Genomic DNA, 14764 nt, shown 5'->3' with positions numbered 1-14764 from the left:
GGTGATCCTCCATCGCTGATGGCAAAGGGCGACGCCGCGCGGCCCGGACGGCCGGCGGCGTGCCCGACACATAGGACCGGACGCGGCGGAGCGCAAAACGCGCGGCCCTCGCCCTTTGGGGGGATGGCCAACCGCGGCGGTCAGCCGCCGGCGAGGACGCGGCCGGCGACGGCGTCGAGCCGTGCCACCAGATCGGGGTCGCGCGCGGCGGGGGCGGTGATCAGCGCGTGGTCGAGCGCGTGGTCGCAGCCGGCGGTGCAGGCGGGGCGGGCGGCGCCGAGGCCGGGGACGACGGCGCGGACCAGGGCGCGGGCGCGGTCGGCATTGCCGAGCAGCACCTTGACCACCTGCTCGACCGTGACCGCCTCGTGATCCTCGTGCCAGCAGTCGTAGTCGGTGACCATCGCGACGGTCGCGTAGCAGAGCTCGGCCTCGCGGGCGAGCTTGGCCTCGGGCATGTTGGTCATGCCGATCACCGAGCAGCCCCAGGCGCGGTAGAGATGGCTTTCCGCCTTCGTCGAGAATTGCGGGCCTTCCATCGCGAGATAGGTGCCGCCGCGGGTCACCGGCAGGTCGAGCGCGCGGGCGGAGCGTTCCAGCGCGTCGCCCAGCCGGGCGCAGACCGGCTCGGCCATCGAGACATGGGCGACGCAGCCGGCGCCGAAGAAGCTTTTCGCGCGGGCGAAGGTGCGGTCGATGAACTGGTCGACGATGACGAAATGGCCGGGCGGCAGATCCTCGCGCAGGCTGCCGACGGCGGACATCGACAGGATGTCGGTCACGCCGGCACGTTTCAGCGCGTCGATATTGGCGCGGTAGTTGAGGTCGGTCGGCGAGAGCTTGTGGCCGCGGCCGTGGCGCGGCAGGAACACCACCGACACGCCTTCGAGCGTGCCGAACATCAGCTCGTCCGACGCCTCGCCCCACGGCGTGGCGACGCGCTCCCAGCGTTTGTCCTCGATCCCCTCGATGTCATAGAGGCCGGAGCCGCCGATGACGCCGATGACCGGGCGGCGGGGTTCGGCCGCGCTCATGCGCGCCGCCGGCGGAAGACGACGGCGCCGAGCCCGCCGAGGACGAGCAGGAAGAGGATGGCGCCGAGGCCGCTGACCTTGCGGTCCTCCAGCTTGGGATCGGCGGTCCAGGCGAGGAATTCGGCGACGTCGTGCGCCATCTGCGCCGCGTCGGGCTGCTTGCCGTCGGCCAGCGTGACGGAGCCGGGCTTCAGCGCCGGGGGCATCGCGATCTGCCCGCCGGGGAAGGCGACGTTGTAATAGTGGTTCGGCAGCAGGGTCAGGTTCGGCGGGGCCTTGCGGTAGCCGAGCAGCAGCGACTGGACATAGGCGGCGCCGCGCGGATGGCCGGCCTCGAACAGCGAGAGGTCCGGCGGCAGGGCGCCGTGATTGGCGGCGATCGCGGCCTTCGCATCGGGGTAGGACCAGGTGATGGCGTCGTCCGGCGTGGCCTTGACCATATGCGGCTTGCCGTGGGCGTCGGTGCCGTCCGGCTGGCTGATCTGCGCGGTGATCGCCGCGATGTCCTTCTCGGAAAGGCCGATGCCGCCGAGATCGCGGTAGTGCACGAGGCTGAGCCCGTGGCAGCTCGCGCAGTCGGCGCGGTAGACGGCGAAGCCGGTCTGCAGCGCGGCCTGGCTGTAGCCGCCGAACAGCGAGTCGAAGCCGAAGCCGTTGCCGCTGGCGAGGGCCGGGCCGGCGGCGAGAAGCGCCCCGGCGGTGAGGCAGGTGGCAAGCAGGCGCCGCATCAGGCGGTCCTCCGCGAAAGCCGCGCCGGCACCTCGTGCGGGGTTTCCAGCATGGTGACCAGCGGCGTGATGATGAGGAAATGGGCGAAGGCGTAGATCGCGGTGATGTCGGTCACCGCGGGCCAGAGGCCGCGCGCGGGCTCGCTGGCGGCGATGCCGAGGAGGACGAGATCGACCGCGAGCAGGATCAGGAAGCCGGCATAGACCGGGCGGTAGCGGCCGCTCGCCACCGTGCCGCGATCGAGCCAGGGCAGCGCGCCGAGCAGCAGGAAGGCCGCGACGGTGAGCAGCAGGCCGCCGCCGGGCGAGCCGCCCATGCGGGCGAAGCCGTGGAAGACCAGCAGGTACCAGGGCGGGGTGACCCGCACCGGGATGGCCAGCGCCGCCGGCAGGAGCGGGGTTTTCGGCGTGCCGAGGCCGGGGGCGAAGGCGAGGATGGCGGCGAAGATCAGCGCGAAGATCAGGAAGGCGGTGAAATACTGGCCGGCCAGGGCGGAACGGGGCAGCAGGTCGCGCGGGTCGGGGGTGGCGATGCCGTCGGGGTTGGCGGGCGGCGCGGCGCGCGAGGCGACCACGGTGAGGGCGGCGATCAGCAGGACGAGGAAGCCGATCGCCTCATGCGCCATCGCGATGCGCGGGCCGGTGGCGGCATTGAGCCCGGCGCCGCCGAGAAAGGCGGGGCCGACGAGATGGCCGACCAGCGGAAGTGCCGCGAGATGCGCCTGCATGATCAGCAGCGCGCCCTGGGCGGCGGGGCTGCCGGTCATCGCGAAGCCGAGGAAGCCGACCGCCATGCAGGCGAAGAGGCGGACGATCCCGATGACCCAGGCGAGTTCGCGGCCGTTGCGGTAGGTGCCGTAGAAGGCGCCGCGGAACAGCTCGACGAACAGCACGCCGAACAGCATGGTGGTGCCGACGCGGTGCAGGTCGCGGATCAGCCAGCCATAGGGGACGTTGCGGGTGTAGTCGGCGATCGACAGCGCGGCGCCGGACAGGCTCGGCTGGTAGGCGAGGCCGAGCCAGATGCCCGAGAGCGTCAGCACCGCGAGGGCGACGCCGACCAGCGGGCCGACCGACCAGGAGAGCGGCTGGCTGGCGGGGACCAGACCATCGCTCCAGTGGCGGCGATAGACGGCGCAGAGCGGCAGGCGGGCCTCGAACCAGCCGGGTTTCGTGTCGGTGCTCATGTCAGCGCAACTGGTTCATCATGGCCGGGGCGAGCGGCGCGGGGGCTGGCCCGGAGCGGGAGGGCGCGAGGGCGGCGGCGAAGCACCAGAGCAGGACGACGAGCCCCATCACCGAAATCGTGGCAAAAATGATCCGCAGGGAATCGAGCTGCCCGCCGTCTCCCTGTCCGCCGCCATGCGCGCCGGCATCCGCTTGCGTTGCCATGAGCTGTCTCCGTGACCAACCTGTTGCCTCTGGATGACCGCAAACCGCATAAAATTCAATCCCGTCCGGCCGGCGGGAGGGGTTGCGCGCGCTGGAAGGGGGGCGGCGATGCTGTATAAGTTGGGCATGAATGATCGTTCCGCACCGAATCCGCCCGCCCCCGCCCACGAGGCGCTGAAACCGGCGGCGAGCGAGTGGTTCCGCACGCTGCGCGACCGCATCTGCGCCGCCTTCGAGGCGATCGAGGACGCGCATGGGGGAATGCTGGCGGACCGCGCGCCGGGCCGCTTCGCCCGCACGCCCTGGACGCGCGCGCCGGACGGGCAGAACCGGCTGGAGGGCGGCGGCGAGATGAGCCTGATGCGCGGCCGGGTGTTCGAGAAGGTGGGGGTGAACATCTCGGTGGTGGGCGGCGCGTTCAGCCCGGACTTCGCGAAGAACATTCCCGGCGCGGCGGAGGACCCGCGCTTCTGGGCGGCGGGGATCAGCCTGGTGGCGCACATGCACTCGCCGCGCGTGCCGGCGGCGCACATGAACACGCGGATGATCGTGACGACGAAGGGATGGTTCGGCGGCGGCGGCGATCTCACCCCGTTGCAGCCGGGGACGGCGGCGGCGAAGGAGGACGCGGCGCTGTTCCACGACGCGTTCCGGGCGGCGTGCGACAGATACGATCCCGACTACTACCCGCGCTTCAGCAAATGGTGCGACGAGTATTTCTACCTGCCGCATCGCGGCGAGACGCGGGGTGCGGGGGGAATTTTCTACGATTACCTGGAGACCGAGCCGGAGCGGCATTTTGCTTTCACCCGCGATGTCGGCCTTGCGTTCCTCGAATCCTATCCCGCGATCGTGCGGCGGCGGATGGACGAGGCGTGGACGCCGGAGGAGCGCGAGGCGCAGCTGGTGCGGCGGGGGCGGTATGTCGAGTTCAACCTGCTCTATGACCGCGGCACCACGTTCGGGCTGAAGACCGGCGGCAATACCGAGGCGATCCTGATGAGCATGCCGCCCGAGGTCAAATGGCCGTGATGGCGGCGTGAGGGCGTGGTGGTCCGGCACGGCGGGGGAGCTCGCCGCGGCGGCGCCGGAGGCGGTGATCGGCGCCCTCGCCCGCCGGCTGGTCGAGACCCATGCGCTCAACCATGAGGAGCAGATCCGCGCCTGGCGGGCGCAGCTGCCGATCCTGACCGCGGCGCTGGCCGGGTGCCCGGGCTGGCGGGTGTTGCTGGAATATCCGCTGATCCGGCTGGGGCGGCGGATCGATGCGGTTGTGCTGGGGGAGCGCGGGATTTTCGTGCTCGAATTCAAGATCGGGGCGGCGCGGTTCGCCAATGCCGACCGGTTGCAGGTGGAGGATTACGCGCTCGACCTGTTCGATTTTCACGCCGAGAGCCGGCGCCATCCGATCGTGCCGGTGCTGGTCGCCCCGGACGCGCCGGCGCGCGCGGCGACCCCGCCGCTGCTGGCCCAGCCGATCATGCCGGTGATGGAGGCGAATGCCGCATCGCTCGGCGGGCTGATCGCGGCGACCGAGGCGATGCTGCCGGCGCCGGCGGCGGCGATCGACGCGGCGGCCTGGGAGGCGGGGGCGTATCGGCCGGTGCCGACCATCGTCGAGGCGGCGACCATGCTCTATCGCCGGCACGGGGTGGAGGAGATCGCCGCGGCGCGGGCGGATGTGAGCAACCTGACGCGGACGACCGAGGCGATCGGCCGCGCGGTGGACCGGGCGCTGGCGGCGGGCGAACGGGTTGTGGTGTTCGTCACCGGGATTCCGGGCGCGGGCAAGACGCTGTGCGGGCTGAACACGGTGTTCCGCAGCGCCGCACCTGCGGCGTTCCTGACCGGCAACCTGCCGCTCGTGCATGTGCTGCGCGAGGCGCTGGCGCGGGATGCGAAGGGCCCCGGCATGTCGCTGCGGGCGGCGAACCACCGGCTGGACAGCGCGATCCAGCCGCTGCTCGGCTTTCTGCGCGACAACGTGCCGCGCGCGGCGGCGCCGCATGAGCGGGTGATCGTGTTCGACGAGGCGCAGCGGGCATGGGACGCGGCCTTCGGGCAGCGCAAGTTCCAGCTCGATGACAGCGAGGCCGGGCTGTTTCTCGACATCATGGCGCGGCACGAGGGCGGGGCGGCGATCGTGGCGCTGGTGGGCAACGGACAGGAGATCAATACCGGCGAGGCGGGGCTGGCCTCGTGGGGCGAGGCGCTGGCGCGGCGGCCGGGCTGGCGGATCGTCGGGCCGGAGGGGGTGATCGGCCATCCCGATCCGGCGCGGCGGCTGGCCGATGCGGCGCCGGCGGGGATGGAGATCGATCCGGCGCTGCATCTCGATGTCAGCGTGCGGCAGGTGCGCTCGGCCGCCGCCGCGGCGTGGATCGACGCGGTGCTGGACGGGCGGGCGGAGATGGCGGCGGGGATCGCTTCTGCCGCGGGCGGGGTGCCGTTCCGGATCACACGGTCGCTCGACGCGATGCGGGCGGCGCTGCGGGGGGCCTCGCGCGGGACGCGGCGGGCCGGGCTCGTGTGCAGCGCCGGGGCGAAGCGGCTGCGGGCGGAGGGGCTGTCGGCCGATTTTCCGCATATGGACCGGCAGGCGGTGGCGAGCTGGTTCCTCAATGCCTGGCCGGACGTGCGCGCCTCGGACGCGCTGGAGGCGCCGGCGACGCAATATGCCTGCCAGGGGCTGGAGATCGACAATGTCGGCCTGTGCTGGGGCGGCGACCTGATCCGCCCGCGCGCCGGGGATGGATGGCTGGCGCGGCGCTTTCGCGGCACGCGGTGGGAGGAGATCCGCCATAAGGAGGCAGCCTCCTGGCAGGTGAATACCTATCGGGTGCTGCTCTCCCGCGCGCGCTATGAAACGGTGATTTTTGTTCCGCCCGGCGATGCGGGGGATGCGACGCGGCCGCCGGCGGAGTTCGACCGGATCGCGGCGTTTCTGGCGGCGGCGGGCGCGGCGCCGCTGGCGGTGGATGCGCGGGCGGAGTCCCCTGCCCCGCTGCTTTTCGGCTGACGCGCCGGGGCGGGATCCGCAACCCGGTGGATGGCCGGGCGACCAGCCGGATGCGGGTGCCCGGAAACGCCCGCGTCGATCATGCCGACCCGTCATCGGGCGCGGGGACCAGCACCACGGCAGCGAGATTCACGCGGCGTTTGCCACCAGAGGTGGCGCTCGCCAAAAATTAGTTTCACATATTATTTTTATGTAACATATTCATATAATTAACTTTTTTATACTCCTTGTAAATTGTCTAATTCTTTTATACCTCTGCCCTCCAGAGAAGAGACTGAGGAGGTCATGGCAACCGGGACGCGAGGCCTCAGGCTTTCACGGGAGCATCATCCGACCGGATGGAGTCGTCCGATCGGGTGAGGATGCTGTGTTTTTCGACATGATCGAGCACGGCCTTCGATCCGGGAGGATCGGGACGTGCTCTGGACAGTCTATCGCCGGCAGTTTTCGCCCTGAAGAAATGAAATAGGCCCAAAGCTGTTCGAACAATGGATATTCCTGCAATAAATCGCGATGCTTTTGTATCGTATGCTCAGAATTTTGAGGATGTCATACTTTGGCGCGCTCTGAGACATGTGTCGCCGGGCCGCTATATCGATATCGGCGCGCAGGATCCGATCGTCGATTCGGTGAGCCTCGCCTTCTACGAGCGTGGCTGGCGCGGCGTTCATGTCGAGCCGGATCCGGCCTATGCCGAGCAGCTTCGCAAGGCGCGCCCTGACGAGACCGTCATGCAGGCTGCCGTCAATACGGCGGGCGGGACGATACCGCTGTTCGAAATTCCCGGCACCGGCCTGAGCACCGGCGTCTCCTCGATCGCCGAGACGCATCGGGAGCAAGGCTTCGACGTCCGCCGCATCGATGTGCCGGCTATCCCCTTGTCGCAGGTGCTCGGCACATTCGCGGGCGAGGAGGTGCACTGGCTCAAGATCGATGTCGAGGGCATGGAAAGCGAGGTCATCGAGAGCTGGGCGCCGTCGGACGTGCGGCCGTGGATCGTCGTCGTCGAAAGCACGTATCCGAACACCTCCACCCCGTCCTTCTCCGCCTGGGAGGATACGCTGACCGGGCTGGGATATGACCTGGTCTATCGTGACGGGCTCAATAACTTCTACCTCAGTCACGGCCACCCGGAACTTCGGGTTCACTTCGAGGTTCCCCCCAACGTGTTCGACAATTTCACACTGGGCGGGCGTGCCTCGTCGACGATATGCCATCACGTGCTTGGCGAGGCCGCTGCCGAACGCAAGGCGCTGCAGGACAGACTCGACGCGGAGGAAAGCGGCAGCGCGGCGCTTCGGCTGCGGATCACCTCGCTCCAGCAGCAGATCACCTCCCTGCATGAACAAGTCGCCTCGCTTCAGCAGCAGGTCAGCGCGGGCGAGGATGAATTGGCAAAGGCGCGGAGGAGGGCCGACCTGATCGAGACGCATCTGCGCCAGACGCTGGAGCGGGCCAGCCAGGCCGAAACGCGATCGGCCGAAATCCAGCAGGCGGCCGCGCAGATACATGCGAAATTGAACGACGCGTTGCGGCAGATCGACCATAGGGACCAGTTGCTGCTCGAGGCGCGAAGCGAGATCCGGCAGATTTATGCGAGCCGTTCGTGGCGCGTCACGAACGGCCCCCGGGTGGCCGCGGCAAGGCTGCGCTGGGTCAGGGACGGAAGCTATGCCTGGGTCACGTTGACCCCGGGCAGCCGGCCGAGACGCATCGCGCGGGGGCTCGTGCATTCCCTCTCCCACTGGGTTCGGCAGGATCCGCGGCGGCGGGCACTGGCCGTCCGGGTCCTCGGCCATATGCCGGGTGTACAGCGGAAACTTTCCGCAGCCCTCCGCTCGTCCCAAAGATCCGCGGCCTTTCCGGAAGCGGCCGAGATGTCGGCGCGGGCGCAGAAGATTCATCTCTGGATTCATTCCTGACGGCATTCACGCGAACGAAAGATTTGCATCATGCGGATTGTCCTGGACCTGCAGGGCGCACAGAGCGCCAGTCGCCTTCGCGGGATCGGCCGGTATTCGCTCAGCCTCGCGCAAGCGCTCGTGCGCAACAATGCAGGCCATGACATCATCATTGCCCTGAGCGCGCTGTTTCCCGAAACGATCCAGCCGATCCGTCGCGCCTTCGACAACCTGCTGCCGGCCGGAAATATCGTTGTCTGGGATGCGCCCGGCCCGGTCGCCGCCATTGATCCCTCGAATGCCGAACGGCGGGATCTTGCCGAACTGGTCCGCGAGGCCTTCCTGGCGTCGCTCAACCCGGACATCGTGCATGTCACCAGCCTGTTCGAAGGTTACATCGATGACGCGGTGACCAGCATCGCACGCCACGGCGCGGGCTGTCCGGTCAGCGTCACGCTCTACGACCTCATTCCGCTGCTGAACGCCGACCGCTTCCTCGACCCCGATCCCCGCTATGCGGAATACTACAGACAGAAAATCGGGTATCTGAAAAAGGCGTCGCTGCTACTGGCGATTTCCCGATCGGCCGCATCGGAGGCGGTTGATCATCTTGGGCGGGACGAGGCACAGGTCATCCCCGTCGGAACCGGCAGCGATGGCCACTTCCGCAAGACCGAGCTTCGGCCGGTCGAACGCGATGCCGTGCTGGCCAGCATGGGCCTTGATCATCCCTTTTTCCTGTATGTCAGCTCACCGGACGTTCACAAGAATCACAAGCGCCTGATCGAGGCGTTTGCCCGCCTTCCCGCAGCGGTGCGCGACACGCACCAGCTGGCTTTCATCGGTGATTTTTCGATCTTCGGCCGGCAGGACTTCGAGACCCATGCCGCGCGCAGCGGCCTCCGGCCGGGACGTCTGGTGCTTCTCGATTCGGTGTCCGACAGCGATCTCAATACGCTTTACAACCTGTCGCAGGGGTTCATCATGCCTTCATGGCATGAAGGCTTCGGCCTGCCGGCGGTCGAGGCCATGTTGTGCGGGCGCGCGACGATCGGCAGCCGGGCATCGAGCCTGCCCGAGGTGATCGGGCGCGACGACGCGCTCTTCGATCCGTTCGACGTCGATGACATGTGCCGGGTGATCCATCGGCTGGCCACGGATGATGAATGGCGCCGTGAACTCGAAGCGCACGCCAGCGTCCAGTCCCGGCTGTTCACCTGGGACAATGTGGCCCGGAAGACGTTTCAGGCGTTCGAAAGCCTGCGCCCGGCTGCCGGATCCGGCGTTGCGCCCGATCCATTGCCGCAACGCAAGCGCCGCCTTGCCTTCGTGTCCCCGCTTCCGCCGGAGCGCAGCGGCATCAGCGACTACAGCGCCGACCTGCTGCCGGCGCTTGCGCGACATTACGACATCGATCTGATTTCCAGCCAGGCGCTCGTCGGCACCGAGATAGCCGGCGGGGCTATGCCGGTGAGATCCGTCGACTGGTTTCACGATCATGCGGGCGAATTCGATCGTATCGTGTACCAGTTCGGCAACTCGCCATTGCACGCGCACATGGTTGATCTGCTCGAACAATTTCCGGGCGTCGTTGTCTTGCATGATTTCTATCTCTCGTCGCTTCAGGCCTATCGAGCCGGTCACGATCAACGAAAGCTGTTCGATGCGCTGCGGCGCGATCATGGCATTGCCGCCGCCGGCGACTGGATCGCCGGCGGGGACGGCGCGGCCGTCGAGACCTATCCGCTGAACCTGCAAATCCTGCAGGACGCGCTTGGCATCATCGTGCATAGCGAACACTCGAAGGCCCTGGCGGATCATTGGTACGGGGACTCCAGTTCTGCTGGCTGGAATGTCATCCCGCTCGTGCGGACGCCCGTTGTTGATGCGTCACGGGACAAGGCCAGAACGCAACTCGGTCTCGGGGAGGATGATCTTCTGGTATGCTCGTTCGGATTTCTGGATCCGACGAAGCTCAATCATCGCCTTCTCGACGCGTGGCTCGACAGTCCTGTCGCGTCCAGGCCGGGAGCGAGACTGGTGTTCGTGGGGGAGAATCACGGCGCGGCCTATGGCAGGGCGCTGCTCGATCGCATCGCGCAGGCCGGCGCGTGGGAGGCCGTGCAGATCACCGGCTGGGGCGATCGCCCGCTGTTTCAGACCTACCTCGCCGCCGCCGATATTGCGGTCCAGTTGCGGGCGAATACGCCTGGCGAGACCTCGGCCTCCGTGCTCGATTGCATGAATCACGGCATTCCGACCATCGTGAATGCCCGTGGCGCGATGGGGGAGCTCGACCGCTCGGCCGTCTGGATGCTCCAGGATGAGTTCGACCAGGCGGACCTAGTCGACGCCCTGAACACGCTGGCCAACGACGCCGATCGCAGGCGCGTTCTGGGAGACCGGGCAAGATCCGTCATTCGCGAGCGGCACGCGCCCGCGATCTGCGCCGCACTTTATGAACGGGCCATCGAGGACGCTTACGGACGCGCCGATCGGGGCCTTTACGGCTTGATCCGGTCATTGAAGACGCAGCCGATACCATCCGGCGAGGGCTCCCGCCTCGCGACCTCGCTGGCCAGAAACTTCCCGGCACATCCTCGTCATCCGCAATTACTGGTCGATGTATCGATTCTGGTGCATACCGATCTGCGAACCGGAATTCAGCGTGTCGTCCGGGCAATATTGCTGGAGTGGCTTACCAATCCTCCTCTTGGTTGGAAAATCGAGCCAGTTTATGCAACCGTGGATATGCTCGGCTATCGGTATGCCAGACAATTCACCAGCCGCCTTCTAGGAATCGAAAAGGTCGACTTAGAAGATGATGCTGTAGAAGCCTGGCCCGGAGACGTACTTTTTACTCTTGATTTTGCTTGGCATATTGTTGTTTTTCAACAGAAATATTTGCAGACATGGCACAATAGAGGCGTAAAAATCTGGTTCATGGTTTACGATTTGCTTCCGGTACTCATGCCACACGTTTTCCCCGACGGCAGTGGTGAAGGTCACGAACAATGGCTAACTGCCATCAGCCAATTTGACGGTATTGTCTGTATCTCGGAAGCTGTTGCGGAAGAGATGAAGACGTGGGCTAAATCGGCACTGACGCTGGACAAACTCCCGCGGATCGAGTGGATTCATCTCGGCGCCGATATTGAACGCTCGGCCCCGACGACCGGGTTTCCGGATGGCGCCGAGCGGATCCTGTCCACGATTCGCGGCCGCCCGACATTCCTGATGGTGGGCACGATCGAGCCGCGCAAGGGTCATCTCCAGACGATCGCCGCCTTCGAGCTGCTCTGGGCGAAGGGCGTCGATGTCAACCTGGTCATTGTGGGACACGAGGGCTGGAAGCTGGTACCCGATATTCAGCGGCGGACGATCCCCCGCATCGTGAGCACGCTGCGCCAGCATCCCGAGCGCGGCGAGAGGCTCTTCTGGCTCGATGGAATCAGCGACGAATATCTCGAGGCGATCTATGAAGCGAGTTCGTGCCTGATCGCCGCCAGCGAGGGTGAGGGGTTTGGCCTGCCGTTGATCGAAGCGGCGCAGCACGGACTGCCGGTGCTGGCGCGCGACATTCCGGTATTCCGCGAGGTGGCGGGCGAGCATGCCACCTATTTCTCGGGTCTCGATGCCGCAGATCTGGCGGAAGCCGTTCAGGGCTGGCTGGAGGACGCTCAGCGAGAGCGCATTCCGGACCCCACCTCGATCACCTGGCACACATGGCAGGAGGCCGCACGCAGGATTGCCCGGCATCTCGGCGTCATCACGGAAGAGTGACGGCCGCCGGACAACCGCGCCGCAGGCGCGTCAACCGCCGGCCCCGGTTGCTGTCCTGATTTCGGCTGAATTCGCCTCGGCCACGGCGGAACGACAGCGCGGCCGATGGCATCGTTCAATCGAAAGCCGCTCAAAATATTCCATTAGATCATGATATTGGAACCATTCGTGCAATTTGCATGATTTCGCACTGAATGATACGGCCGATGTGGACCCCCGAACCGAGGTTTCGATGAAGGCTGACGAACCACGCGTTGCCGTTCTGATTCCCTGTTTCAACGAGGAAGTGGCCATTTCCAGCGTGATACATGCCTTTCAGAGCGCCTTGCCCGATGCCACGATCTACGTTTTCGACAACAACTCGACCGACGATACGGCGACGATCGCCCGACAGGCCGGCGCGGTGGTGCGGCACGAGCCGCTTCAGGGCAAAGGTTACGTCGTCCGCCGCATGTTCCGCGACATCGAGGCCGATCTCTATGTGATGGCGGATGGCGACGATACCTATGATGCGGCGCTGGCGCCGGCGATGATCCGCCGCGCCCGGACCGGCCCGTTCGATCTGGTGAACTGCATACGGCGCCAGACGGACGATGCCGCCTACCGGGACGGGCACCGCTTCGGCAATCTTTTGCTCACGGGGGCGGTGCGGATGATCTTCGGCGACCGTGTCGAAGACATGCTGTCGGGATACAAGGTTCTGTCCCGGCGGTTCGTGAAGTCGTTTCCGGTGCTGTCCACGGGCTTCGACATCGAGACGGAATTGACGGTTCACGCCCTGGAACTGGCTCTCCCGATCGCGCATGTCGAAGGGGCGTATCGGCCGCGGCCCCCCGGATCGGTGAGCAAGCTCCGCACCTGGAGCGATGGCTGGCGCATCCTGCGCCTGATCGTCAGGCTGCTGCGCCATGAGAGGCCGCTGGCGTTTTTCGGCGCGCTTGCCGTGTTCGCGTTCGCGCTGGCGCTCCGGCTCGCCGCACCGCTGATCGCCACCTATCTGCACACGGGCCTGGTTCCGCGGCTACCGACCGCCGTTCTGGCGACGGGCATCGTGATTGCCGGCGCCCTGAGCCTGACGACCGGACTGATCCTGGACACCGTGACGCGAGGCCGCCGCGAGACGAGGCTGCTTGCCTATCTCCATCATGCCCCGCCGGGTGATTTGCAGACAGACGCGCCCAGGGCCTGAGCCGTCAAACAAGAGAGCACGATACATGCAAGCCCCTGCAAGCACGGCGCCAAATTCGCAGAAGAGCCGATATCTTTTTCTCGCGCCTGCCGTCATTTTCATTAACGCCGCCCTGCTATGCGGCATCTCTCTTCGGCTTGGCGCTGATCTGAACTGGGATTTGCTGAATTATCATTTTCTCAATGGCTATCTCTGGCTGAACGGCAAGATTTTTTCAGATTCGATCTGCACGGTGCAGTCTTACCTGGATCCACTATTGAATTCGTTTTACTATATCCTGATAGATCATTTTTCTCCCCTCGCGGCGAATTTGATCATTGCCAGTCTGCAATCCCTGTCCCTGTCGGCGGTATGGTTGCTCTGCTTTCGCATGACCGAACACGGTTTCGGCATGTTCCAGCGGATCATGCTTTCATCGATCGCAACACTGGCCGCATTGATCAGCCCTGTCTTCTGGTCCGAAATCGGCGGCACGATGGGCGACACGCTTCTGGATACGCCCATCATCATCGCACTCTGGTGTATCCTCGAAGGTCTCAGGGACAGAAGGCTGTTGTTTTTTGGAATTGCCGGCGCGCTCGTCGGCTTTGCCTGCGGCTTGAAATTCACCAATATGGTGTACGCCCTGGCGGTCGCCGGCGCCTTGATCCTGACGGGCATATTCGAGTCGCCATCAAAAATCCGGGGCATTCTTCTGAATGCATTTGTATTCTCGGCGTATTCGGCTGTCGCGTTTCTGGCGACCTATGGATATTTCGGCTGGCAGATGTGGTCGCACTTCCGCAATCCGATTTTTCCCTATTTCAACAACATCTTTCACTCACCCTTCATGGCGCCACGTGCAATCCATGATGGCCGTTGGTTCCCGGTGGATTTCGCGGGCTACCTGGCCCTGCCGTTCAGGCTTGCCTTTGTTCATCATCATACGACGGACAATCATCTGGTCGGGATGGAAATTCCCTTTCGTACGCTCTTCCCTGCCCTCGTCCTGATTCTGGTTCCAGCCGTTTATTTTTGGGCTTACGCAAAAAGATCATCGACGTGCCGGTTCAAACCATCCGTTATTGAGATGTATTTTTTGGCTACTTTTGTATTGCTTTCTTTTATTGTATGGGAAAAGATGTTTAGTTATTATCGATATTTTTCAGCAATTGAAACAATCGCCCCCGCTTTTTCCTTGGTTTCACTTGCCAGACTTTTGTCGTGGAGGCGCATGCGGTCCGCCTCCATTGCGGGGGCGGCTCTGTTTGTCGCCTTGATCGCCGGCGGCAGCCTATATGGGACCCACGCATTGGCCGACACCAATTGGGGCCGCGAACAATTTGGCAGAACCTATTTCGGGATCAACAAGGGAGAATTCAGGAAATATGAAAATTCGCTGCTGGTCCTTGGTACTGCACCTCTTGGATTTATGGTTCCGTATTTTCCAGATACCGATCAGGTCATCGGAATACCCGAACGGATACCATACTTGACGACTCGTTTTCAAAAAAACTATCTGAAAAAACTTTCGAAAGCAAAAGACATTTATTATTTGTCTTCGTCGCCGAATATAGAGCGACACAAATTGTTGTTGGCTGAAATGTATGGAATTCATGTCGATTTTCAGCGTTGTGAAAAATACCACACAGCGGCGCTTGCTGTTGTAATTTGTCCGGCAAGGCGTCGTACTTCCGGATTGCCTCCATTGGCTGAGGGGGCGGATTTGAAGTGAGTGG

10 protein-coding genes are annotated in these 14764 nt (G+C 64.8%); 6 read left to right on the top strand and 4 right to left on the bottom strand.

Translation table 11 applies throughout. The annotated features are described in order from the left end of the window. Window positions 1-140: 140 nt before the first annotated feature. Genes ACRY_RS17250 through ACRY_RS17235 form a run of 4 tightly spaced genes read right to left on the bottom strand, consistent with a single transcriptional unit; the run spans window position 141 to window position 3154 of the window. Window positions 141-1034 (bottom strand): S-methyl-5'-thioadenosine phosphorylase, encoded by an 894-nt coding sequence (locus ACRY_RS17250; RefSeq protein ID WP_007424673.1) that lies wholly within the window; start codon window positions 1032-1034, stop codon window positions 141-143. After that, entirely contained in the window at window positions 1031-1762 is a 732-nt protein-coding gene (locus ACRY_RS17245; protein ID WP_007424672.1) for a cytochrome c1, read from the bottom strand. The genes ACRY_RS17250 and ACRY_RS17245 overlap by 4 nt, the downstream gene beginning before the upstream one ends. Beyond that, entirely contained in the window at window positions 1762-2949 is a 1188-nt protein-coding gene (locus ACRY_RS17240) for a cytochrome b (protein ID WP_012040431.1), read from the bottom strand. Before ACRY_RS17240 ends, ACRY_RS17245 begins: the two co-directional genes overlap by 1 nt. Window position 2950: 1 nt before the next feature. Next, entirely contained in the window at window positions 2951-3154 is a 204-nt protein-coding gene (locus ACRY_RS17235; protein WP_013641123.1) for a hypothetical protein, read from the bottom strand. 108 nt (window positions 3155-3262) lie between these two features. Between ACRY_RS17235 and hemF the strand changes: the two genes are divergently transcribed. The 6 genes from hemF (at window position 3263) to ACRY_RS17205 (ending at window position 14760) form a co-directional block, all read left to right on the top strand. Then, window positions 3263-4186 (top strand): oxygen-dependent coproporphyrinogen oxidase, encoded by a 924-nt coding sequence (hemF, locus tag ACRY_RS17230; RefSeq protein WP_012040430.1) that lies wholly within the window; start codon window positions 3263-3265, stop codon window positions 4184-4186. 7 nt (window positions 4187-4193) lie between these two features. After that, window positions 4194-6173 carry a DUF2075 domain-containing protein gene (locus ACRY_RS17225; RefSeq protein WP_012040429.1) on the top strand — a complete coding sequence of 660 codons (1980 nt, stop codon included), beginning with the start codon at window positions 4194-4196 and terminating at the stop codon, window positions 6171-6173. A 575-nt stretch (window positions 6174-6748) separates the two neighbouring features. Beyond that, a complete protein-coding gene (locus ACRY_RS17220; protein ID WP_231295303.1) occupies window positions 6749-8095 on the top strand; it encodes an FkbM family methyltransferase in 1347 nt (448 codons plus the stop codon). A 30-nt stretch (window positions 8096-8125) separates the two neighbouring features. Further along, complete coding sequence (locus ACRY_RS17215) at window positions 8126-11857, top strand: glycosyltransferase (protein ID WP_012040427.1); 3732 nt, start codon at window positions 8126-8128, stop codon at window positions 11855-11857. 232 nt (window positions 11858-12089) lie between these two features. After that, window positions 12090-13046, top strand: a complete 957-nt coding sequence (locus ACRY_RS17210; protein ID WP_012040426.1) for a glycosyltransferase family 2 protein — start codon at window positions 12090-12092, stop codon at window positions 13044-13046. 25 nt (window positions 13047-13071) lie between these two features. After that, window positions 13072-14760 (top strand): hypothetical protein, encoded by a 1689-nt coding sequence (locus tag ACRY_RS17205; RefSeq protein WP_012040425.1) that lies wholly within the window; start codon window positions 13072-13074, stop codon window positions 14758-14760. The last annotated feature ends 4 nt before the right edge of the window (window positions 14761-14764 follow it).

The organism is Acidiphilium cryptum JF-5 (genome assembly GCF_000016725.1).
Taxonomy (GTDB): domain Bacteria; phylum Pseudomonadota; class Alphaproteobacteria; order Acetobacterales; family Acetobacteraceae; genus Acidiphilium; species Acidiphilium multivorum.
This window is presented reverse-complemented; position numbering and strand designations above follow the sequence as displayed.

Excerpts from the sequence above, each read along its gene's own strand:
- ACRY_RS17215 (WP_012040427.1), top strand. The coding sequence starts at position 8,126 with ATGCGGATTGTCCTGGACCTGCAGGGCGCACAGAGCGCCAGTCGCCTT.
- ACRY_RS17250 (WP_007424673.1), bottom strand. The coding sequence starts at position 1,034 with ATGAGCGCGGCCGAACCCCGCCGCCCGGTCATCGGCGTCATCGGCGGC.
- ACRY_RS17240 (WP_012040431.1), bottom strand. The coding sequence starts at position 2,949 with ATGAGCACCGACACGAAACCCGGCTGGTTCGAGGCCCGCCTGCCGCTC.
- ACRY_RS17235 (WP_013641123.1), bottom strand. The coding sequence starts at position 3,154 with ATGGCAACGCAAGCGGATGCCGGCGCGCATGGCGGCGGACAGGGAGAC.
- ACRY_RS17245 (WP_007424672.1), bottom strand. The coding sequence starts at position 1,762 with ATGCGGCGCCTGCTTGCCACCTGCCTCACCGCCGGGGCGCTTCTCGCC.
- hemF (WP_012040430.1), top strand. The coding sequence starts at position 3,263 with ATGCTGTATAAGTTGGGCATGAATGATCGTTCCGCACCGAATCCGCCC.
- ACRY_RS17205 (WP_012040425.1), top strand. The coding sequence starts at position 13,072 with ATGCAAGCCCCTGCAAGCACGGCGCCAAATTCGCAGAAGAGCCGATAT.
- ACRY_RS17210 (WP_012040426.1), top strand. The coding sequence starts at position 12,090 with ATGAAGGCTGACGAACCACGCGTTGCCGTTCTGATTCCCTGTTTCAAC.